Origin of the sequence: Microbacterium natoriense, assembly GCF_030816295.1 — a bacterium.
Taxonomy (GTDB): domain Bacteria; phylum Actinomycetota; class Actinomycetes; order Actinomycetales; family Microbacteriaceae; genus Microbacterium; species Microbacterium natoriense_A.
The window spans coordinates 233,381-254,093 of the sequence record NZ_JAUSXV010000001.1 but is presented as its reverse complement, the minus strand read 5'-3'; the positions used below and the strand labels follow the sequence as shown (position 1 = coordinate 254,093).

Genomic DNA, 20,713 nt, shown 5'->3' with positions numbered 1-20,713 from the left:
CTGCGGGCGCACGGCGGCAGAACTCCAGACTGGTCTTCTTTCAGCCAGATTTATGCTCTTGCCGGCCCGGTCTGCGTGCCCCTAGCATCCCGGAATCCGACATCTTCTGCGAAGGAACGGCAATGACCTCAACCACCGGCACCGCGCCGCTGACAGCATCGATGGTGCTCTCCGCGGCTGATCGTCTCATCGACGCCTTCCGCTCCACCGACACCGACGCGTACTTCTCCTGCTTCCACCCTGAGGCGAGCTTCCTCTTCCACACCGAACCGGGCCTCCTCCCGGATCGAGCCGCCTACCGCGCCCTCTGGAGTCGATGGGTGGACGCCGGGTGGCGCGTCGTGTCGTGCGAGAGCGACGACAGGCACGTCACGATCGTCGGCAGCACGGGTGTGTTCTCGCACACCGTGCGCACCACGACCGAGGTCGACGGCATCCGCGAATCGACCGTCGAGCGCGAATCGATCGTCCTGACCCGCGTCGGCGACGAGCTTCTCGCCGTCCACGAGCATCTCTCCGACGCCGCGGAGGTGGAGGCATGAGCGCCCCCGAACCGGCGACGACCACGCTGATCGCCGCACCGGCCGTCACCGAGGTCGAGGCGCACGGCGTCGAGCCGATCCCCGACAAGGAGCGCACCGCGCGGCCGATGGACCTGTTCCGCCTCATCTTCGGAGGGGCGAACACCTTCGCCACCGTCGTGCTCGGCAGCTTCCCGATCGTGTTCGGGCTCTCATTCTGGAACGCGCTGCTCGCGACCGTCATCGGGCTCGTGGTGGGGGCGCTCGTGCTCGCGCCGCTGTCGCTGTTCGGCGCCCGCAACGGCACCAACAACGCCGTGTCGAGTTCTGCGCACCTGGGCGTGCACGGCCGCGTGGTCGGCTCGTTCCTCTCGTTGCTCACGGCTTTCGCCTTCTTCTCCATCTCGGTGTGGTCTTCGGGCGACATCCTCGTCGGCGCCGCGCACCGCGGCTTCGGCCTCCCCGAGAACGACCTCGTCCTGGGGCTCGCATACGGCGTCTTCGCGGTGCTCGTGCTGGTGGTCTGCATCTACGGCTTCCGCTTCATGCTGCTGGTCAACAGGGTCGCCGTGATCGCGGCCACCTTGCTGTTCGTGGTCGGCGTGATCGCGTTCGGCGGCTCGTTCGACCCCGGGTACGCGGGAGCCATCGCGCCCGGAGACCCGGCGTTCGCCCCCGCCTTCATCGGCTCGGTGCTCGTGGTGATGTCGAACCCTGTCTCCTTCGGGGCCTTCCTCGGCGACTGGACGCGCTACATCCCGCGCAAGACCTCGCCGCGGCGCCTGATGGGAGCCACGTTCCTCGCGCAGATGGCGACGATCGTCCCGTTCCTGTTCGGTCTCGTCACGGCATCCATCGTCGCCGTCGTCGGGCCCGATTTCATCGCCTCGGGCAACTACGCCGGCGGACTGCTGTCGATATCGCCGGACTGGTACTTCCTGCCGGTGTGCCTGATCGCCCTGATCGGCGGCATGTCGACGGGCACCACCTCCCTCTACGGAACCGGCCTCGACTTCGCGAGCGTGTTCCCGCGCTTCAGCCGGGTTCAGGCGACGCTCTTCATCGGCATCCTCGCGATCCTCGGGATCTTCGTCGGACGGTTCGCATTCAACGTCGTCCAGTCGATCTCCACCTTCACCGTGCTGATCGTCACCTGCACGGCGCCGTGGATGGTCGTGATGGCCATCGGCTGGGTCGTACGTCGCGGCTGGTACGACAGCGACTCGCTGCAGGTGTTCAACCGGCGTCAGCGCGGTGGCCGCTACTGGTTCGCGCACGGCTGGAACTTCCGCGGGCTGGTCGCCTGGATCGTCGCCGCGATCGTCGGCCTGTGCTTCGTGAATCTTCCGGGGCAGATCGTGGGGCCGCTGGGGAACCTCGCCGGAGGTATCGACCTCTCGATCCCGCTGGGGCTGGGCACCGCGCTCGTGCTGTACCCCGCGCTGCTCTGGATCTTCCCGGAGCCGGCCGATGCCTACGGGCCCGAAGGGCCGCGGTTCGTGAGGGTCGCCGCGCCCGCGGAGCGGCCGATCGAGCGGGCGAACTGAGGAATACATGACCGAGCAGAACAGGACACATCAGATGATCGAGAACGTCGGGCCCGTCGACGCCTCCAAGAACCCGCGCTACTCCGGGATCGCGACCTTCGCGCGTCTTCCCCGCATCGAGGACGTGCCGCGCGCCGACATCGCCGTCGTCGGCATCCCCTTCGACTCAGGCGTCAGCTACCGGCCCGGCGCCCGGTTCGGGCCGTCGCACGTGCGCGAGTCATCGCGTCTGCTGCGACCGTACAACCCCGCCCAGGACGTCTCGCCGTTCGAGATCGCCCAGGTGGTCGATGCCGGAGACATCCCGGTGAACCCGTTCGACCTGTCCGAGGCCGTGATCGAGATCGAGGCCGCGGCGAAGGCGCTCGGCGAGCGGTCGCAGCGGATCGTCACGATCGGCGGCGACCACACGATCGCGCTGCCGCTGCTGCGCGCGGTGGCGGCGAAGCACGGGCCCGTGGCCGTGCTGCATTTCGATGCTCATCTCGACACCTGGGACACGTACTTCGGCGCGCCCGTCACGCACGGCACACCGTTCCGCCGAGCCAGCGAGGAGGGCCTGATCGACCTCACCGCGAGCTGTCACGTGGGAACCCGCGGCCCGCTCTACTCGAAGCAGGATCTCGAGGACGACGCGCGTCTCGGCTTCTCGATCGTGTCGAGCGAGTACATCGAGGAGCATGGCGTCGAAGCCGGCATCCGTCGCGTGCTGCAGCGCATCGGCGACAGGCCGCTGTACGTGTCGATCGACATCGACGTGCTCGACCCGGCGCACGCGCCGGGCACGGGGACGCCCGAGGCCGGCGGACTCACCAGTCGAGAGCTGCTGCGCATCATCCGTGTACTGTCGGCGACGAACATGGTCGGCGCCGACGTCGTGGAGGTGTCGCCCGCTTACGATCACGCGCAGATCACCGGCATCGCCGCGAGCCACGTCGTCTACGAGCTCGTGACTCTGCTCGCGGCGCAGCTCGCGCGCTAGGCCGCCGACGGGCGCGGACGCTCGCCCCCTGTACGCCGCGACCGGCATCCGTTCTCGCCTTCCGGTCGCAGTTCCTGCCGCCCGGGCCGCCTCCCCAGTCGCTCCGGGTGCAGTTGACGCCGTCCGATCACGAACGAGGCGGCATCAACTGCACCCGGAAACGGGATGACGGGATGGAGGCAGCATCAACTGCGACCGGAAGCTGCACACCGCGACCGGCTTCACGCGAACGACGCCGCGAGCAGCTCGGCGAACAACTCCTCCGCGTCGCACTCGACCCGCTGCCGGGTGAACCAGTCGCACACGTTGACGCAATCGCGGTGCAGCAGGTCGAGACCCTGCGGATTCGCGATGATGTCGACGATCTGCGGCAGGTCGATCACGCGCACCCGGCCCTCGTGCACGAGCAGGTTGTACGCCGACAGATCTCCGTGCGCGAAGCCCGCCGCCGCGAAGATCCGCATCAGCTCGGCGATCTGCGCGAAGTACCCGGCGAGTTCCTCGCGCGAGGAGCGCACCTGCGCGAGTCGGGGCGCTGCGGCCCCGGACGCATCGCCGATGAACTCCATCAGGATCTCAGTGCCGTTCACCTGCACCGGATACGGCACAGGGGCGCCGAGCTCGTACATGCGGCACAGGGCGTCGAACTCGGCGATCGACCAGGCGGATGCCGCGACCTCGCGCCCGTGCGAGGACTTCTTGGCGAGGGCACGGGCATCTCGCGTGTTCTGCACGCCGCGGCCCTCGGTGTACACGGCCGAGCGGTGGAAGCTGCGGGTCTCCTCGCCGCGGTAGCGCTTGGCCGCGAGCAGGGTGCGCTGCCCGGGATCGTCGGGCACGGCGCGCTCCAGCAGGAAAACGTCGGCCTCCTTGCCGGTCTTGAGGATGCCGAGCTCGGTGTCGAGTGCACCGGCATCCGTCACGATCCAGGCGGGCCAGGGCTGTGGTCCGCGTTGAGTGGGGATGGTCGCCGGCCAGGTGGTCCAGCGCTGCCCTTCGCCTGGCTCGACGTCGGCGAAGGTGAGGGAGAGTTCGAGTGCGTCGAACGACGCGAGGGGATCGGTCACGATGTGCGGCTCCAGGAAGAGGAGGCCACGCAGGCGGTGGCCTCAGGGAAGGATGTCGGCGAGGGGCGCGACAACGACGTTCGTCATGTCTTCGGCTCCTCTCGCTCTGGCCTTCCGGGCTGATCCCGGTGCGCGGTCGACTCTAGGCCCCCGCGCCGCGCTTTGTCCACCCTGGCCGCGGATCACGCCGGAGTCGTCGGAGCGACGTCGCCGCGCGCGAGGGCGAACGGCAGGCGGTCGAACACGATGCGGATGCCGGTGATCCGCCCGTCCACGACGGTGTGCAGCTCGGCCGCCGGCGCGCTCTCGACCGCCGCGGTGGCGGTGTCGTAGAGGATCAGGGCGCGCTCCTCGTCGCCGAAGGCGCCGAGCAGCTGTGAGCTCACGAGTCCTGCGGCGAACGGCGCCATGAACGCGACCACCGCGGTGCGGCCTTTCAGTACACCGGCGGGTGAGACGCAGACGACGTCGGGGCTGAGGAGCGCCCAGGCGTCGTCGAACGCCCCCGAGGTCCAGAGGCGGAGGTAGTCGAGAGAGGTGTCGAGAGCGGTCATGGCGGATCCTTTCGAAGGGGTGCAGGTGCCGACGCTCGATGGCGTGCAGCAGGGTGGGTGTGAACGGGTAGACACCGGCGGCGTGCCGATCGGAACGGTGGCATCATGACTGCATGATCCGCGCGGATGACGGGGGCTCTCGGGCACGACCCGGCGACGACGGGTTCGCCGAGCTGGTGCGCCCCTACGAGCACGAGCTGCGGGTGCACTGCTACCGGATGCTCGGCTCGCTTCACGACGCCGAGGACGCGCTGCAGGAGACGCTGCTCTCGGCGTGGCAGGCGCTCCCCGGATTCGAGGGGCGGTCGTCGCTGCGGACCTGGCTCTACCGGATCGCCACATCGCGCTGCCTCAACGCGGTGCGCGCCGGTGCCAGGCGCCCTCCGACTGCTCCGCTGCCGCCCTTCGACGTGCCTGCTCCGAGTCGGGAGGAGCGCGTGACCTGGTGCGAACCGCATCCGCACCCCGCCCCGTCGGCCGATGACCCGCTGGACGTCAGGCACGGTCTCGAGTACGCGTTCCTGTGTGCCCTGCACTCCCTGCCGCCCCGCCAGACCGCGGCCCTGGTCCTGTGCGACGTGCTCGATTTCACGGTGGCCGAGTGCGCCGAGATGCTGGAGTCGTCTCCCACCGCGGTGAAGGGGCTGCTCCAGCGCGCGCGTGCCGCGATGCCGCCGAACGATCCGCTCGCCGCGCCGAAGGACGAGCTGCGGCTGGCCGAACGACTGGCTCGGGCCTACGCCGCGGACGACGTGGACGGGGTGCTCGCGCTCCTCACCGATCGATCCTGGCTCGCGATGCCGCCTGCGCCGCATCGGTACGACGGGAGGGAAGCGATCGGACGGTTCCTCCGTGCGAGCGCCGCCGGTCGCGGTGCGCGATACGCCGTCGAGCCCTCCGGATGGGCGGGCGGGCATCCGGTGTTCCGCTGTCTGATCGACGGCGAGGACCGCGGCCTGCTGATGGTCATCGCCGCCTCCGACGGCGCCACGGTCAGCGGGGTCGTCCGGTTCCTCGGCTGACGGCCTGGCGTGCGCGCCGGCGGGCCGGGCGCCCGACCCGGACGATCGGTCGGATGCCGTGGACGGCCTGTCGGGTGACGGCATCCGCGTACTGCCAGTCTGGAAGCATGACGATCACCGCTCCTGTTCCCACCACCCCTGTCGCGAGCGCCGACCGCATCCGCTACGGCGGGCTGATCGTGCTCATGCTCATGGGGTTCCTGCTGGTGACGGCGGAGTTCCTGCCGAACGGAGTGCTCACCGAGATGGCGGCCTCGCTCGGCGTCACTCCGGGCCAGGCCGGACAGACCGTCACGATCACGGCACTGGTCGGTCTGGTCGTCGCTCCGACGATCGGCCTGATCTTCCCTCGCCTCGACCGGCGGTCGCTGCTCGTGTGGATGGCGCTCGCCGCAGCGGTATCGAACCTGCTCGTCGCGATCGCGCCGAACCTCGTGCTCGTGCTCGCCGCCCGTTTCCTCCTCGGCGCCGCGATCAGCGCGTTCTGGTCGATGTCCATCACCGTCGCCGCGACCCTCGCCGGCCCTGAGCGCCTGGGGCGAGGGGTGATGTTCACCTCAGCGGGCGTCTCGCTCGCGACCGTCGCAGGGGTTCCGCTCGGCGTCATGCTCGCCGAACTCGTCGACTGGCACCTGGTGTTCGCGCTCGCCGGCGTGCTCATGGTGGTGCTCGCCGTCGCCCTTCGCTTCACCCTGCCCTCCGTGCCGGCGGCGCAGGCGTCGAGCATCCGCCTGCTCGTCGACACCGTCCGCCGGCCGGGAATCGGCCTCGGCCTCATCGGCCACGTCGCCGTCGTCCTCGGGCACTTCCTCGCCTACACGTACGTGCGCCTCGCGCTCGAGCGCATCCCCGACGTCGACGCGTCGACCATCGTGGTGCTGCTCGCGCTGTTCGGCCTCGGCGGCCTCATCGGCAACATCGTGATCGGCCTCGTGATCGACCGCACCTTCGCATTCCTGTCGGTCGTCGTGCCGCTCGTGATCGCGGCGGCCGTGGCATCCGTGATCCTGCTCTCGGGAACCGTTCTGGGTGTCGGCATCGTCGTGCTCGTGTGGGGCTTCCTCTTCTCGTCCTGGTTGATCGTCGCGAACACCTGGGTCGGGCATCGGATGCCGGACCGCCTGGAGGCTGGCGGCAGCCTGGTGGTCGTGGGCTTCCAGCTGGCGATCACGATCGCGGCGGGAATCGGCGGCCTCCTCGTCGACACGCTCAGCATCGAACTCGTCTACGCGCTGGGTGCGGTGATGCTGGTGATCGGCGCGGTGCTGTTCGGGCTGTCGAACCGCTCGCGCGCGCAGCGGGTCGTGGCGTAGCGCACCGCGTCTCACCGGCCCGCTCGGTGCGAAAAGTCGGAGTTCTGGCGCGACACTCGGGTGCACGGCATGCGGCACCCGGCGTGTCGCCGGACTCTCCGACTTTTCGCACAACGTGGGAACGGGTGCCGGGCGTGCCGGGCACCGGCCTCGCGGGCTACGCGGGGACCGGCAGCCGGCGCCAGGCGCTCGGGTTCACGCCGGTGCGGCGGCGGAAGGCGCGGCTGAAGCCCTCGTCCGAGGAGTAGCCGAGTTCGCGCGAGGTCTCCGACACGGAGCGGCCCGCCTCGAGCATCCGCTTGGCCGCATCGATGCGCACCTCGGTGACGTAGTCGGCGGGGGAGCGGCCGATCGCGCTGCGGAAGCGTTCGGCGAACGCCGAGCGCGACATGGCGCCCACGCCGGCCAGCCGCTCGACGGTCCACTCACGACCGGGCGCCTGATGGATCGCCTCGACCACGCGGTCGAGGAACGGGTCCTTCGAGACGTGGGGCCAGCCTTCCGGGGCGCAGCCGTTCTCCGCCCAGGAGCGGATGACCGACAGCAGCACCGTCGTCGCCATGAGCCGGCAGATCAACGGGTCGCCCTGGCGCTTCGGATGCTCGGACGGCACCACGGGGCCCATGTTCTCGGCGAGCGCGGCGGCGGCCGGCTCGAGCACGTCGAATCCGGTGACGGTGATGTAGTCGGGCAGCGCACTGCGGAGAGCCGGCGTGAGGTCGGCGAGCTCGAGGGCGACCACGATCAGGGTCGTCGCCTCATCGGACACGAGGGCCACAGGACCGCGCCCGAGCGTGAGGAACGCGTCGCCTCTGTGCAGAACGGCCGATCCCTTCGGCCCGTCGACCTCGACGCGATGCGAGTCGCGATCGATGTCGAGCCGGCATCCGGAATCCAGCGGGGGGATGCCGCGCACCGCACCTTCTGCGACGTAAACGAGCGTCGCGTCTCCCGGTGCGAGAGGGAGGAGCCCGCCAGCATCCAGCCGCTCACGACGCCCCACGCCGACCCTGAGGTCGATCGCGCCGAGCACCTGCGAGAGAGCTTCGGAGTCGACTGTCACCATGCCTTCGGCAACGTCGGGAGGCCTCCGCCTATTCCGCGGACGGGCGTGTCAACCGTTCGATGGATTCCGGATGCCGCATCTCCGCCTAGCGTGGAACCCCCCCGACCTCAGGAGCACCGTGTTCACTCAGCCCTCCCGCCTCTATCGCGCGCTGGCGATCGCCGAGGCGATCACCTGGACGATCCTCATCGCCGCGCTCATCGCCCGCGCTGCCGGAGCGCCCGGAATCGTGGTCACGATCGGCGGCGGCATCCACGGTTTCGTCTTCCTCGCCTACGGCGCGACGGCGATCCTCGTCGCGCTCAACAACCGCTGGCATGCCGGAACCGCCGTGCTCGCCGTCGCGAGTGCGGTCGTCCCCTACGCGACGATCCCGATGGAGATCTGGTTGCACCGCACCGGCCGCCTCGCGGGCGACTGGCGTCTGGACGCGAGCGACGACCCGCGCGACCGCACCTGGTTCGACAGGCTGATGCGCTGGTTCCTGCGACGGCCGTGGGTGCTCGGCGCGCTCATCGCGATCGCCGTCGTCGCGCTCTACGTCATCCTGCTGCTGGTGGGTCCGCCCGGCGGCGGCTCCGCCCCCTGCTCCTGCGGCTGAGCCCCGTTCGGCGCCTCACCCGGTGATGACGACCGGGTTCTTCTCGACGACCTCGGCGAAGGTCGCGGCGACGTCGCCGCCCGTGCAGTCCGTGATGAGGTACACGCCGTAGCCGGTCGCCGTGAAGGCGCGCGCGGTGATGTACCAGTCGCGTCCGCTGTCTGCACCGACCACCTGCCGCGCTTCGAGTGACGGGTCGCCTCCGGCTCCGTATCCGAGCGTCACCGTGTCGGCGAGAGGCGTGACCTCCGCCGCGGTCGAATTGCCGAGCACGTACGCCAGCAGCGCGTCGGAGCTGGCGCTGTCGTCGCCGGGGACGAGCGGCAGGCTCGAGATGTCGCCTTGCCAGAACTGTGCGATGCACACGTCGTCCACGGTGCCGTAGGCCCATCCGCCGTTGCCGTCGTCGGCTTTGGTGACCTTCCACCCGTCATCGGCGAAGAAGCCGTCGCCCCACTCGACGTATGCGGTGGACGGAAGGTCCGCGCCGTCCGCGAAGCTCATCGAGGTCGGAAGTCCGGTCGCCGGCTCGTCGGTCGGCTCATCGGTCGGGACGGGCTCGTAGTCGACGATCGTCGGGTGCTCGGGGATCTGCGCGTACAGGCAGCCGCTCAGCGGCAGCACGGCGAGTCCCACGACGATCGCCGCGGCGAGACGGCCCCCCGATGTACGCGTCATGCCGGTCAGCCTATCCCTGATGCGCCCCCGAGGAGAGGGTCAGTGCGCGGTCGCGACGCCGATCGTGTCGTGCACGATCACGGCGGCGACGCGGGCGCCGGCGCCGGCCGCGACGATGAGCTGCTGCGGGCCGGGAGCCGCGGCGTCACCGGCGGCGTACAGACCGGGGACGTCGGTGCGCCCCGATCGGTCGGTCACGAGGTGGCCGTGTCGATCGACGGATGCCGCGAACCCGTCGAGGAACGAAAGGTCGGTCTCCCACTCCGGACGCACGAAACCGCCCTCGACCTCGAAGAGGCTGCCGTCGGCGAGGCGGATCGCCTCGAGGCGTCCGCGCTCACCGACGAGCTCGACGATCGGATGCCGCAGCACGTTCACCCCGGCGGCGGCGAGCTCCGCCTCCTCTGCCGTGGTGACGACGTCTGAGCCGTTCGTGAACACGGTGACACTCTCGGTCCAGCGGCCGATCAGTCGAGCGCGGTCGGCGAGATCCGCGGACTCTCCGATCAGCGCCATGCGGCGGCCGCGGAGCTCCCAGGCGTCGCAGGCCGCGCAGCTGAACAGGCTCATGCCGTAGAAGCCGCGCAGGTTCGGCACGTCGGGGAGCGTCTCGCGCAGACCTGTCGCGAGCAGCACCGAGCGTGCCGACACGGTCTCGGTGGACGTGGTGCGGCCGATGCCAGCGGTGAACCCGCCGAGGCTCTGCGCGAGGGATGTCACCTTCACGCGCGAGCGGATCGCGACGTTCGGATAGGCCGCGAGCTCCTGCCGCGCGATCTTGCGCAGCTCGTGCGGGGGAACACCGTCGCGCGTGAGGAAGCCGTGCGAGTTCAGCGTCGCGGCGTTGCGAGGCCGGTCGGCGTCGACGACGAGCACGCGCACGAGCGAACGGCCGAGGTTCAGCGCGGCAGACAGTCCTGCGGGCCCGCCGCCGACGATGAGGACGTCGTAGGGCTCAGTCATGACCGCCGTCCTGGGGCGGGAGGGCGGCGATGATCGGGTGGTCGAAGGCGATGACGCCGGTCTTGGCCGCGCCACCGGGCGAGCCGATCTCGTCGAAGAACTCCACGTTCGCCTTGTAGTAGTCCGCCCATTCCTCAGGCAGATCATCCTCGTAGTAGATCGCCTCGACCGGACACACCGGCTCGCACGCCCCGCAGTCCACGCACTCATCCGGATGGATGTACAACGAACGTTCACCCTCATAGATGCAGTCCACGGGGCACTCGTCGATGCAGGCACGATCCTTCACATCGACACACGGAAGCGCGATGACGTAGGTCATCGGGCGAGAGCGCTCTCGTGTTCGGCGTCGCGGGAGACCGCGACCTGCTCGTCGCGGGGGACGACCTTGACGCGCTCGCGCGTGTGCCGGTGGTTCTCTCCGAGAGCGCGCTCGTGGGCGTCGAGGGCGAGCCAGCCGTCCCACGTCGTGTACTCGGTGCCGCCCGCGTCGAGCACATCGAGGACGTCCTCGTCGGATGTCGGGGCGGTGAGGAGCCCGGCCTCGGCATCCGCCACGAGGTTGGTGATCGTCTCCAGAGCGTCGGATTTGGTGTGGCCGATCAGACCGACCGGGCCGCGCTTGATCCATCCGGTCGCGTACAGGCCGGGTTCGGCCTCGACGCGCCCGGCCTCGTTCGGAACGACGCCGCGGGCTTCGTCGAAAGGAGCGTCCACGACACGGGTGCCGTAGTAGCCCACGGCCCGGTAGACGGCCTGCACGTCGTAGTCGCGGAACTCGCCGGTGCGCACGAGGGCGCCCTCGGCATCCGTCTCGCTCTTGACGAACGCCGTCCTCTCGAAGCGGATGCTCTCGACCTTGCCGTCGCCCGTGATCTCCACGGGGGCGTGCCAGAAGTGCAGGTGCAGGCGGCGCGACGCCGTGCCGGCGGGGCGCTCGCGCCAGCTGTTCAGGGTGCGCAGCATGACCTTGAGCTGGTTGTTGGTGGCGGATGCGGGGTCGACGCCGTCGAAGTCCTCGTCGTGCAGCACGATGTCGACGTCGTTCACCTCTCCGAGTTCGCGGAGCTCGATCGGCGTGAACTTGATGTCGGCGGGTCCGCGGCGACCGAACACGTGCACGTCGGTGACGGCGGAGGACTCCAGCCCCTCGAGCACGTTGTCGGGGATCTCGGTGGTGCGCAGGTCGACGGGATGCTTCGCGAGCACGCGGGCGACGTCGAGGGCGACGTTGCCGTTGCCGATCACGGCGACAGACGAGGCCTCGAGCGGCCAGGTGCGGGCGACGTCGGGGTGGCCGTCGAACCACGCCACGAAGTCGGCGGCGCCGTAGGAGCCGGGCAGGTCGACACCGGGGATGTCGAGAGCCGCGTCGCGGATGGCGCCGGTGGCGAGGATCACGGCGTGGTAGCGTTCGCGCAGCTCGTCGAGAGAGATGTCGCGGCCCACCTCGACGTTGCCGACGAAGCGGATCGTGCGTCGACTCGCGGTCTGGGTCGCTGAGCCTGTCGAAGCGTCACCGTCTGCGGTCTCGGGGAACGCGTCGAGCATCTCGTGCAGAGAGTTCACGATGCCCTTGATGCGGGGGTGGTCGGGTGCGACGCCGTAGCGGATGAGGCCGTAAGGCGCGGGGAGCGACTCGAACAGGTCGATCTCGACGCGACCGCCGCGCTCCTTGACGGCGTTGGCGAGCAGATTGCCCGCGTAGATGCCGGCGGGCCCGGCGCCGACGATTGCGACGCGCAGGGACAGAGAGGTCGTTGACATGGCCTGGTCTTTCGGTGATTCAGCGGGAGGTGAGGGAGGTCTCGACGACCTGGACGAGTCCGGTGTCGACGGCGAGGCCCGCGGTGAGGGCATCGGTCCAGCGAGGTTTGGGCGCGGCATCCGCATTCGAGGAGAGACGATCTGCGGAGCCGGCGACGATGGACGGGGGATTCACGGAAGATGCTCCGTGAATCGTCACCGCATCCGTGGATCGTCCGGCTGCGTGCGGGCTCAACCGCACGACGTCGCCGATGACGATGACCGCGGGGGAGCGCACCTGTCGGGCGGCAGCGATCCCGGTGATCGTTCCGAGCGTGCCGATCGTCACGCGCTGGGTCGCACCGTAGCCGTCTTCGATGATCGCGACTGGGCAGTCGGCGCCTCGGGCCCCGGCTGCGAGCACGTGAGCCGAGTGCCCGAGCGTGTTGACGCCCATCAGCAGGACGACCGTGTGGTCGCCTCCGCCGGGCACCCGATCGATCTGGTCGTGGCCGCTGAGGACCGTGAACGACGTGGCGACACCGCGATGGGTGAGCGGGATGCCGGCGACGGCAGGCACCGAGATGGCGCTCGTGACGCCGGGGACGACGTCGACCGGGATGCCGCGCTGTTCGCAGAACAGCTGCTCTTCGCGGCCGCGGCCGAACACGAACGGGTCGCCGCCCTTGAGTCGCACGACGTTCCTGCCCGCGGCGGCGAGTTCGACGAGCAGCTCGTTGATGCCGTCCTGGGGCACGGGATGGTGCCCCGGCAGCTTGCCGACATCGATGACTTCAGCTGACAGCACGACGCCTTCGGCCGCGAGCTGTTCGAGCACCGCGCGGGCGCCGAGCCGGTCGGCGACGATCACGTCGGCGTTCTGCAGGGCCTTCAGACCTCGCACGGTCAGGAGCCCGGCGTCGCCTGGTCCCGCACCGACGAGCGTGACGTGTCCGGTCATCGCCCGCCTCCCAGCAGCAGTCCGCGGTTGCGCAGCATCCGCCGCTCGAGCGGGCCGAACAGGGCCAGCTCGATCACGATGCCGATGGCGAGGATGAGCAGGATCGTGGCCAGGACTCCTGCGAGGTCGGCGAGTTCACGGGACTGGTTCAGCATCGTGCCGAGGCCGAAGCCGATCGTTCCACCGCTGGTGATGATCTCGGCCGCCATCAGGGAGCGCCACGAGAACGCCCAGCCCTGCTTCAGGCCCGCGAAGTAGCCGGGGAGCGCCGCGGGCAACGTGACGGAGGTGGCGAGCTGCCAGCGGCTCGCGCCGAGCACGATGCCCACGCGGCGCAGCTGCGGCGGCACCTGGTCGATGCCCGAGAGCAGCCCGTTCACGATCGATGGGATCGCGCCCATCAGGATCACGAAGTACGCGGTTGCGTCGCTGAGCGCGAACCAGATGATCGCGGCGGGCACCCATGCCACGGAGGGCAGCACGGTGAGGCCTGAGATGAGCGGACCCGCGGCGCGGCGCAGCAGCTTCCACTCGGCGAGCAGCATCCCGAGTGCGGTGCCGACCACGATGGCGATCAGGAAGCCGATGACACCGCGCTCGAGGCTCGTCGCGACCGCCTCCTGCAGGCGCCCCGACATCCAGGCCTCGTCGAGAGCGCCGACGACGGCAGCCGGGCTCGGCGCCTTGTCGGGGCGCGGGTTCGCGATCACGACATACAGCTGCCACACGCCCAGCAGCACGAACAGCAGCACGATCGGCGGTAGGGCCTTGCTCAGGAACTCGCGCCATCGCGGAGTGCGCTGCACGTCGTCGGACTGCAGGCGGTCGAGACCGGCCGAGAGCGTCGCCAGATCTCCGTAGGCGTCGCCGTCGGCGGAGATCTTCGTGGAGTCAAGAGGCATTGCGGGCGATCTCCTTCCGCAGCTCGGCGGTGATCTCGGTGGCGAGGGCCGCGACCTCGGGCGACTCGATGCGTCGGCCGAGGGTGTTCGCGATGCGCCACTCGCCCGCGACGCGTCCGGGGCGGCTGGAGAGCAGGATCACGCGCTGGCCGAGGCGAGCGGCCTCGCGCACGTTGTGGGTGACGAACACGATCGTGCGGCCGGTGGCTCGCCACACGCGCTCGAGCTCCTCGTGCAGCAGATCGCGGGTGATCGCGTCGAGAGCGGCGAACGGCTCGTCCATCAGCAGCACGTCGCGGTCCTGCGCGAGGGCACGGGCCAGGGCCACGCGCTGACGCATGCCGCCGGAGAGCTCGTGCGGACGCTTGTCGCCGGCTTCCGCGAGGTTCACGGTCGCCAGCAGACGGAGGGCCTCCTCGCGCCGCTCCGCACGAGGGACACCGCGCAGTCGCAGTGCGAGCTCGACGTTCTGCCGCGCGGTGAGCCACGGCATCAGTGCGGACTCCTGGAACATCACCGAGGCGCCGCCCTTCGACGGGCTCAGGGACCCAGCCGAGAGGTGAATGCTGCCGGAGGTGGTGCGCTCGAGCCCTGCGATGAGGTTCAGCAGCGTCGACTTTCCGCAGCCCGAGGCGCCGAGCAGGCACACGAACTCGCCCGGGGCGATGTCGAGGGAGACATCCTCCAGGACGATCGGGCCCGAACCGTAGCGCTTCGTGACGTGCGAGATGCGCACCGCGGGGTCGACGGCGGGCGCGGGCGCCGCAAGCGGCGTGACGCCGTCGAAGCTCGGCGTCAGCCGCGCCACGGATGCGGCACCGGGACCTGGGTCCCTGAGCTTGCCGAAGGGCCCCGCGGGCGCACTCATCAGTCCTCCCCGAGCCCTGCGGCCGAGACGGTGTCCTTGCCGGCATCCTTCAGGAGCTTGTTCAGCGCGGTCAGATCGAAGAGCCCGTCGATCGAGCCCTCCTTCTGCGTGCCCGCGGCGAGGCCGTTCTCCACGAGGGTCTCGAACGTCGAGGCCACCGGGTCGACCGTGAACGTGACGTTCTCGAGCGCCCGCGTAAGAACCTCGTCGGAGAGCTTCTTACCCGTCGCCTCCTCGAGCGCGTCGTTGATCACGGCCGGCGCCTCGTCGGCGTGCTCGTCGAGCCACTCGACAGACGCGATGTGGCCCTCGAGCAGTTCGTCGACCACCTCCGGGTGCTCCTTCGCGAAGTCCTTGCGCACCAGCAGCACCGTGGTCGGGAAGTTCCCGTCGGGCCACAGATCGGCCTCGTTCACGAGCACGTGCGCACCCGCCTCGACGACCAGACGCGACACCCACGGCTCGGGGAGCCACGCGCCGTCGACGCCGCCGTCCTGGAACAGCGTCAGCGTCTGCGCGTTCTCGGTCGGGGTGATCGTGACGTCGCCCCCGCCCGAGGTCGAGGTCTCGAAGCCTTCGTCGGCGAGCCAGCTGCGCAGCGCCACGTCCTGCGTATTGCCGAGCTGAGGGGTCGCGATGTTCTTGCCCTTGAGATCGTCGACGCTCTGGATGCTGTCGTTCACGACGAGCGCCGCGCCGCCGGAGGTCGCGCCGGCGATGATGTTCGCCGACTCGCCGCCCGACTGGATGAAGGTGTTGATCGCGGGATTCGGGCCGATGTAGGTCGCGTCGATCGCACCGGCGGAGAGCGCCTCGATCGCGGCCGGACCGGCGTTGAAGACCTCGGTCTTCAACGCGACGTCGCCCAGAGCATCCTGGAACAGCCCTTCGGAGAGACCGACCAGCGCGGGGGCGTGCGTGACGTTGGCGAAGTAGCCGAGGCGCACCTCGGCGAGGTCGTCGCCCTTCGCGTCGCCCGAGCCCGGGTCAGCGGATGCCGAGGCGCAGCCCGCGAGCATCATCGCGGTGAGTCCCAGGACGGTGAGAGCGGTGGTGGTGCGGTTGATCTTCACGGTTTCGCCTCCTTAGCGAGTGATGGGTGGTGCAGGTCAGTCCTCGACGGTCGCTGCGGCCAGCGTCGCGCCGTCGGCGGGGTGGATGAGCACGAGCGAGCCGCCTTCACGGCTCTGCGCATACGGCTCGAGCGGCAGGTCCGCGGCGAAGCGCAGGCGCACGCGCCCGATCTCGTTCACGGCGAGCGACTCGGCGTCGTGATGGGCGAGCGTCTCGAGGTCGCGTCGGTCGATCACTTCGGCGATCAGCGCCTGCACGGTCGCAGTGCCGTGCTTGACGAGGACCTTGCTCCCGGCGGTGGTCGCACGCGGGTCGAGCTGGAACAGCTCGACGACGGCCTCCCGGCGGCCGGCAGGGATGGTGCCGGATGCGGCGATCACGGCGCCGCGTGCGGCATCGATCTGGTCCGCGAGGGTGAGGGTCACGGACTGCGCGGCCGTGGCTGCATCCGCCTCCTGCCCCGCGATGTGGATGCCGGTGACCGTGGTGGAGTGTCCGCCGGGGAACACGTCGACGGAGTCGCCGACGCTCACGGTGCCCGCGGCGATCCGCCCGGCGAATCCGCGGAAGTCGCGATAGCGCTCGGGGTCGGCGATCTCGGGCGACAGGCCGCCCTGCGGGCGCAGCACGAGCTGCACGGGCAGGCGGAAGGGGGCGGCGGTGTCTTCGATCTCGACCGCGGTGGGCAGCGACTCGAGCAGATCGATCAGGGTCGGGCCCTGATACCAGGGCGTGCGCTCGGAGCGATCGACGATGTTGTCGCCCTCGAGAGCCGAGACGGGCAGCACGTGGATGCCGGGCAGACCCAGCTGCTCGGCGACGCGTGCCGCTTCGAGCTCGATCTCGACGAAGCGGTTCTCGTCGAAGCCGACCAGATCGATCTTGTTGACCGCGATGACGACGTGGGCCACGCGCAGCAGCGAGACGACGGCGAGGTGGCGGCGGGTCTGCTCGATGATGCCCTTGCGTGCATCGACGAGCACGATCACGGCGTCGGCAGTGGCGGAGCCGGTGACCATGTTGCGCGTGTACTGCACGTGTCCGGGGCAGTCGGCGAGGATGAAGCTGCGCCGGTCGGTCGCGAAGTAGCGATACGCCACGTCGATCGTGATGCCCTGCTCGCGCTCGGCGCGCAGGCCGTCTGTGAGCAGGGCGAAGTCGAACTCGCCGTGCGCGAAGCCGCGCTGGCGACTGGTCGCGGCGACCTGCTCGAGCTGGTCGGCGAGGATCGCCTTCGCGTCGTGCAGCAGTCGGCCGACGAGCGTCGACTTGCCGTCGTCAACGGAGCCGGCGGTCGCGAACCGGAACAGGGTCCTGGCGCGCTCGCTGGCGGTTGAGCGCGCGGAGCGAGACGAAACGTCTGCAGCGAGGTTACTCATCAGAAGTACCCGTCCTTCTTGCGATCCTCCATGGCGGCCTCGCTGATCCGGTCGTCGGCGCGCGTCGCGCCGCGTTCCGTGAGGGTGGAACGCTGCACCTCGGCGGCGACGGATGCCGTGTCCGCGGCATCCGACTCCACCGCACCCGTGCAGCTCATGTCGCCGACGGTGCGGTAGCGCACGGTGCGGCGGACGACCTCTTCACCGGCGCGCGGCTGCGAGAACTCGCCGACTGCCCACCACATGCCGTCGCGGCGGAAGACCTCGCGCTGGTGCGCGTAGTACAGCGGCGGCAGGGCGATGTTCTCGCGGTCGATGTAGTTCCAGATGTCGGCCTCGGTCCAGTTCGAGATCGGGAAGGCTCGCACGTGCTGACCGGGCAGGTGCCGGCCGTTGTACAGGCTCCACAGCTCGGGGCGCTGGTTGCGCGGGTCCCACTGGCCGAACTCGTCGCGCAGCGAGATGATGCGCTCCTTCGCGCGGGCCTTGTCCTCGTCGCGGCGGGCCCCGCCGAACACGGCGTCGTGCTTGCCTGCGGCGATCGCGTCGAGCAGCGGCTGCGTCTGGAGAGGGTTGCGGGTGCCGTCGGGGCGCTCGGCGAGCCGGCCGTCGTCGATGTAGTCCTGCACCCGCGCGACCTCGAGGTCGATGCCCAGGCGGGCGACGGTCTCGTCGCGGAACGCGATGACCTCGGGGAAGTTGTGGCCGGTGTCGACGTGCAGCACCGGGAAAGGCACCTTGCCCGGTGCGAACGCCTTCGCGGCGAGGTGGAGCACCACGACCGAGTCCTTGCCGCCGGAGAACAGCAGCACGGGGCGCTCGAACTCGGCGACGACCTCGCGGATGATGTGGATGCCTTCCGCCTCGAGCTGGTCGAGGGCGGACAGACCCTGCGGGCGTTTCGTCTCGTCGCTGCGCTCCTCGCTCAACGACCGGGTGATGGTGCTCATAGGTGGAGTCCGCATTCTGTCTTGGACAGGCCGGCCCAGCGGCCGGACCGGGGGTCCTCGCCGGGGGCGACCTGCTTCGTGCACGGCGCGCAGCCGATCGACGGGTAGCCGTTCGCGATGAGCGGGTTCACCGGCACCTCGTGCACGGTGGCGTAGTCGATGAGATCGTCGAAGGTCCAGGCCGCGACCGGGTTCACCTTGACGAGGCCGTTGCGCTCGTCCCAGACGATCAGTTCGGTCTCGGCGCGGGTGGGCGCCTCTTCACGGCGGACGCCCGTGAACCACACCTCGTACTCGCCGAGCGCGCGCTGCAGCGGCTCGACCTTGCGGCGCGCGCAGCACAGGCCGGGATCGCGCTCGAAGAGGTTCTTGCCGAATTCGGCATCCTGCTCGCGCACGGTCTGCTCGGGCTTCACATCGACGATGTTCACGTCGAGGCTCTCGGCCACCTCGTTGCGCGTGAACGTCGTCTCGGCGAAGTGGTAGCCGGTGTCGAGGAAGAGCACGTCGACGCCGGGGAGGTGCTCGGCGACGAGGCGCGGGAGCGCAGCATCCGCCATCGAACACGCGACCGCGGCCTGCGAGACGGCGAAGTTTTCGGCCACCCACGCGGCGACCTCGGCGGGACTCGCCTCGTCGGGCTGCCGGCTGCGCAGCTCGACGTTGCCGCGTTCGGCGAGCGCCTGGAGCTCCTCGCGGGAGCGGCGGGCCGGACGGATGGTCACCGGAGTGCTCATTGCAGCGCCTCCTCGTCGGCGCGGTGCGCCCAGTTCGCGAAGGTCTCGCCGGCGCTCTCGCGGTCGGCGAGGTAGCGGCGGATGACGCGCTCGGCGTAGTCGGCGATGCCGTCTGCCGGCACCTTGAGACCGCGGACCGTGCGGCCGAGTCCTGCTTCTTCGCGATCGACGTTCGCGAGTCCGCCGCCGAGGTGCACCTGGTAACCGGGCACCTGCTCGCCGTCGATCAGCACGAGCTGACCTTTGAGGCCGATGTCGGCGGTCTGGATGCGGGCGCAGGAGTTCGGGCACCCGTTCACGTGCAGTGTGATCGGACGTCCGATCTCGGGCTCGAGCGCGCCGAGGCGCTCCTCGAGCTGCTCGATGGCCTTCGCGGCGTTGACCTTGGTCTCGACGATCGCGAGCTTGCAGAACTCGATGCCGGTGCAGGCGATCGTGCCGCGGCGGAACAGGCTCGGGCGAGCCGACAGCCCGATCGCGTCGAGTCCCTTCACCAGGCTCTCGACCCGGCTCTCCTCGATGTCGAGGACGAGCAGCTTCTGATGCGGCGTCGTGCGGATGCGCTGCGAGCCGTGCGCCTCGGCGAGGTCCGCGAGGGCGGTGAGAGTGCTGCCGGCGACGCGGCCGACCAGGGGAGCTGCGCCGACGAAGAATCTGCCGTCCTTCTGCGCGTGGATGCCGACGTGATCGCCGAGGCTCGTGGGCTTGGGAGCCGCAGGGCCGTCGGGGAGCGGACTCTCGAGGTATTCGGTCTCGAGCACCTCGCGGAACTTCTCGACACCCCAGTCGGCGAGCAGGAACTTCAGGCGGGCTTTGTTGCGCAGGCGGCGGTAGCCGTAGTCGCGGAAGATCTGGGTGATGCCGTGCCACACCTCGGCCACGCGGTCGGGGGTGACGAAGACGCCCAGCCGCTCTCCGAGTCGCGGCACGACCGAGAGCGCGCCGCCGACCCACAGGTCGTAGCCGATGCCGAGTTCGGGGTGCTCGACCGCGACGAAGGCGCAGTCGTTGATCTCGTGCACCACGTCCTGGCTGGGGTGGCCCGTGATCGCGGTCTTGTACTTGCGGGGCAGGTTCGACAGAGTCACGTCACCGATGAAGCGGTCGGCGATCTCGCGGATCTGCGGCGTCGGGTCGATCAGCTCGTCGGCGGCGATGCCGGCGACCGGCGAGCCGAGGATCACGCGCGGCACGTCGCCGCACGCTTCCGTCGTGCTCAGGCCGACGGCCTCGAGGCGGCGCCAGATCTCGGGAACACTCTGCACCTCGACCCAGTGCAGCTGCACGTTCTGGCGGTCGGTGATGTCGGCCGTATCGCGGGCGAACTCGGTCGAGATCTCGCCGATCACGCGGAGCTGCTCGGTCGTCAGCTGCCCGCCGTCGATCCGCACACGCATCATGAAGTACTCGTCTTCGAGTTCGTGCGGCTCGAGTTGGGCGGTGCGGCCGCCGTCGATGCCGGGTTTGCGCTGGGTGTACAGACCCCACCAGCGGAAGCGCCCGTGCAGGTCGGTCGGATCGATGCTCTCGAAGCCGCCCTGCGCGTACACGTTCTCGATGCGCTCGCGCACGTTGAGCCCGTTGTCGTCGAGCTTCCACTCCTCGTTGCCGTTCAGGGGCTCGTTGCCGTCGACCGCCCACTGGCCGTGGGGTTTCGTGGGGACGCGCGCGGTGCGCGTGCGGGCACCGCGGATCGGCGTCGGCTGCTGAATCGTCATGCACTGCTCCCTGGGATGGCTTCGCATCACGCTATGGAGGTTGCACCGCGTTCAAGAACTCGAA

The 20,713-nt window shown here is 69.8% G+C and carries 21 protein-coding genes; 6 read left to right on the top strand and 15 right to left on the bottom strand.

The features are described from left to right. Positions 1-122: 122 nt before the first annotated feature. Genes QFZ53_RS01170 through speB form a run of 3 tightly spaced genes read left to right on the top strand, consistent with a single transcriptional unit; the run spans position 123 to position 3,050 of the window. Positions 123-542, top strand: coding sequence for a nuclear transport factor 2 family protein (locus tag QFZ53_RS01170; protein WP_307292624.1), 420 nt, complete (start codon positions 123-125; stop codon positions 540-542). Beyond that, positions 539-2,068 carry a purine-cytosine permease family protein gene (locus tag QFZ53_RS01165; protein WP_307292622.1) on the top strand — a complete coding sequence of 510 codons (1,530 nt, stop codon included), beginning with the start codon at positions 539-541 and terminating at the stop codon, positions 2,066-2,068. Before QFZ53_RS01170 ends, QFZ53_RS01165 begins: the two co-directional genes overlap by 4 nt. Before the next feature lie 34 nt (positions 2,069-2,102). After that, positions 2,103-3,050, top strand: a complete 948-nt coding sequence (gene speB / locus QFZ53_RS01160; RefSeq protein WP_307292620.1) for an agmatinase — start codon at positions 2,103-2,105, stop codon at positions 3,048-3,050. Positions 3,051-3,271: 221 nt separating this feature from the next. On the opposite strand, the gene QFZ53_RS01155 is transcribed toward speB, so the two are convergent. Together QFZ53_RS01155 and QFZ53_RS01150 are read right to left on the bottom strand one after the other, a co-directional pair. Further along, positions 3,272-4,117 carry a serine protein kinase RIO gene (locus tag QFZ53_RS01155; protein WP_307292618.1) on the bottom strand — a complete coding sequence of 282 codons (846 nt, stop codon included), beginning with the start codon at positions 4,115-4,117 and terminating at the stop codon, positions 3,272-3,274. A gap of 182 nt (positions 4,118-4,299) precedes the next feature. Continuing rightward, a complete protein-coding gene (locus tag QFZ53_RS01150) occupies positions 4,300-4,671 on the bottom strand; it encodes a nuclear transport factor 2 family protein (protein ID WP_307292616.1) in 372 nt (123 codons plus the stop codon). 113 nt (positions 4,672-4,784) lie between these two features. Here QFZ53_RS01150 and QFZ53_RS01145 point away from each other — a divergent pair, with 113 nt between their 5' ends. Continuing rightward, the gene (locus QFZ53_RS01145) at positions 4,785-5,693 is read left to right on the top strand and encodes an RNA polymerase subunit sigma-70 (protein WP_307292614.1); all 909 of its coding nucleotides are present in this window, start codon (positions 4,785-4,787) and stop codon (positions 5,691-5,693) included. A 107-nt stretch (positions 5,694-5,800) separates the two neighbouring features. After that, positions 5,801-7,006, top strand: a complete 1,206-nt coding sequence (locus QFZ53_RS01140) for an MFS transporter (RefSeq protein WP_307292612.1) — start codon at positions 5,801-5,803, stop codon at positions 7,004-7,006. Positions 7,007-7,163: 157 nt separating this feature from the next. Here the strand turns inward: QFZ53_RS01140 and QFZ53_RS01135 are convergent, their stop codons facing one another. Continuing rightward, positions 7,164-8,072 (bottom strand): helix-turn-helix domain-containing protein, encoded by a 909-nt coding sequence (locus QFZ53_RS01135; RefSeq protein WP_307292610.1) that lies wholly within the window; start codon positions 8,070-8,072, stop codon positions 7,164-7,166. Positions 8,073-8,190: 118 nt separating this feature from the next. On the opposite strand from QFZ53_RS01135, the gene QFZ53_RS01130 reads away from it, so the two are divergent. Continuing rightward, entirely contained in the window at positions 8,191-8,673 is a 483-nt protein-coding gene (locus tag QFZ53_RS01130; protein ID WP_307292608.1) for a DUF3817 domain-containing protein, read from the top strand. Positions 8,674-8,688: 15 nt separating this feature from the next. On the opposite strand, the gene QFZ53_RS01125 is transcribed toward QFZ53_RS01130, so the two are convergent. The 12 genes from QFZ53_RS01125 to QFZ53_RS01070 all read right to left on the bottom strand — a co-directional run bounded on the left by QFZ53_RS01125 (position 8,689) and on the right by QFZ53_RS01070 (position 20,649). Continuing rightward, complete coding sequence (locus QFZ53_RS01125; RefSeq protein ID WP_307292606.1) at positions 8,689-9,351, bottom strand: hypothetical protein; 663 nt, start codon at positions 9,349-9,351, stop codon at positions 8,689-8,691. Positions 9,352-9,390: 39 nt separating this feature from the next. After that, a complete protein-coding gene (locus tag QFZ53_RS01120; RefSeq protein ID WP_307292604.1) occupies positions 9,391-10,314 on the bottom strand; it encodes an NAD(P)/FAD-dependent oxidoreductase in 924 nt (307 codons plus the stop codon). Continuing rightward, positions 10,307-10,636: a ferredoxin gene (gene fdxA / locus QFZ53_RS01115; protein WP_292904767.1), complete on the bottom strand. Its 330-nt coding sequence runs from the start codon at positions 10,634-10,636 to the stop codon at positions 10,307-10,309. The genes QFZ53_RS01120 and fdxA overlap by 8 nt, the downstream gene beginning before the upstream one ends. Then, positions 10,633-12,081 carry an FAD-dependent oxidoreductase gene (locus tag QFZ53_RS01110; RefSeq protein WP_307292601.1) on the bottom strand — a complete coding sequence of 483 codons (1,449 nt, stop codon included), beginning with the start codon at positions 12,079-12,081 and terminating at the stop codon, positions 10,633-10,635. The genes fdxA and QFZ53_RS01110 overlap by 4 nt, the downstream gene beginning before the upstream one ends. A gap of 19 nt (positions 12,082-12,100) precedes the next feature. After that, positions 12,101-13,021, bottom strand: coding sequence for a uroporphyrinogen-III C-methyltransferase (gene cobA, locus QFZ53_RS01105; protein ID WP_307292599.1), 921 nt, complete (start codon positions 13,019-13,021; stop codon positions 12,101-12,103). Next, positions 13,018-13,923, bottom strand: a complete 906-nt coding sequence (locus QFZ53_RS01100; RefSeq protein WP_292904773.1) for an ABC transporter permease — start codon at positions 13,921-13,923, stop codon at positions 13,018-13,020. The genes cobA and QFZ53_RS01100 overlap by 4 nt, the downstream gene beginning before the upstream one ends. Continuing rightward, positions 13,913-14,794, bottom strand: coding sequence for an ABC transporter ATP-binding protein (locus QFZ53_RS01095; RefSeq protein ID WP_373426311.1), 882 nt, complete (start codon positions 14,792-14,794; stop codon positions 13,913-13,915). The genes QFZ53_RS01100 and QFZ53_RS01095 overlap by 11 nt, the downstream gene beginning before the upstream one ends. Next, positions 14,791-15,813, bottom strand: coding sequence for an ABC transporter substrate-binding protein (locus QFZ53_RS01090; protein ID WP_373426310.1), 1,023 nt, complete (start codon positions 15,811-15,813; stop codon positions 14,791-14,793). The genes QFZ53_RS01095 and QFZ53_RS01090 overlap by 4 nt, the downstream gene beginning before the upstream one ends. 87 nt (positions 15,814-15,900) lie before the next feature. Next, a complete protein-coding gene (locus QFZ53_RS01085; RefSeq protein ID WP_307292592.1) occupies positions 15,901-17,244 on the bottom strand; it encodes a sulfate adenylyltransferase subunit 1 in 1,344 nt (447 codons plus the stop codon). After that, the gene (gene cysD / locus QFZ53_RS01080) at positions 17,244-18,194 is read right to left on the bottom strand and encodes a sulfate adenylyltransferase subunit CysD (RefSeq protein ID WP_292904779.1); all 951 of its coding nucleotides are present in this window, start codon (positions 18,192-18,194) and stop codon (positions 17,244-17,246) included. Before cysD ends, QFZ53_RS01085 begins: the two co-directional genes overlap by 1 nt. Next, the gene (locus tag QFZ53_RS01075) at positions 18,191-18,931 is read right to left on the bottom strand and encodes a phosphoadenylyl-sulfate reductase (RefSeq protein WP_307292590.1); all 741 of its coding nucleotides are present in this window, start codon (positions 18,929-18,931) and stop codon (positions 18,191-18,193) included. Before QFZ53_RS01075 ends, cysD begins: the two co-directional genes overlap by 4 nt. Then, on the bottom strand, positions 18,928-20,649 hold the full coding sequence (locus tag QFZ53_RS01070; RefSeq protein ID WP_307292589.1) for a nitrite/sulfite reductase: 1,722 nt from the start codon (positions 20,647-20,649) through the stop codon (positions 18,928-18,930). Before QFZ53_RS01070 ends, QFZ53_RS01075 begins: the two co-directional genes overlap by 4 nt. Between the last annotated feature and the right edge of the window lie 64 nt (positions 20,650-20,713).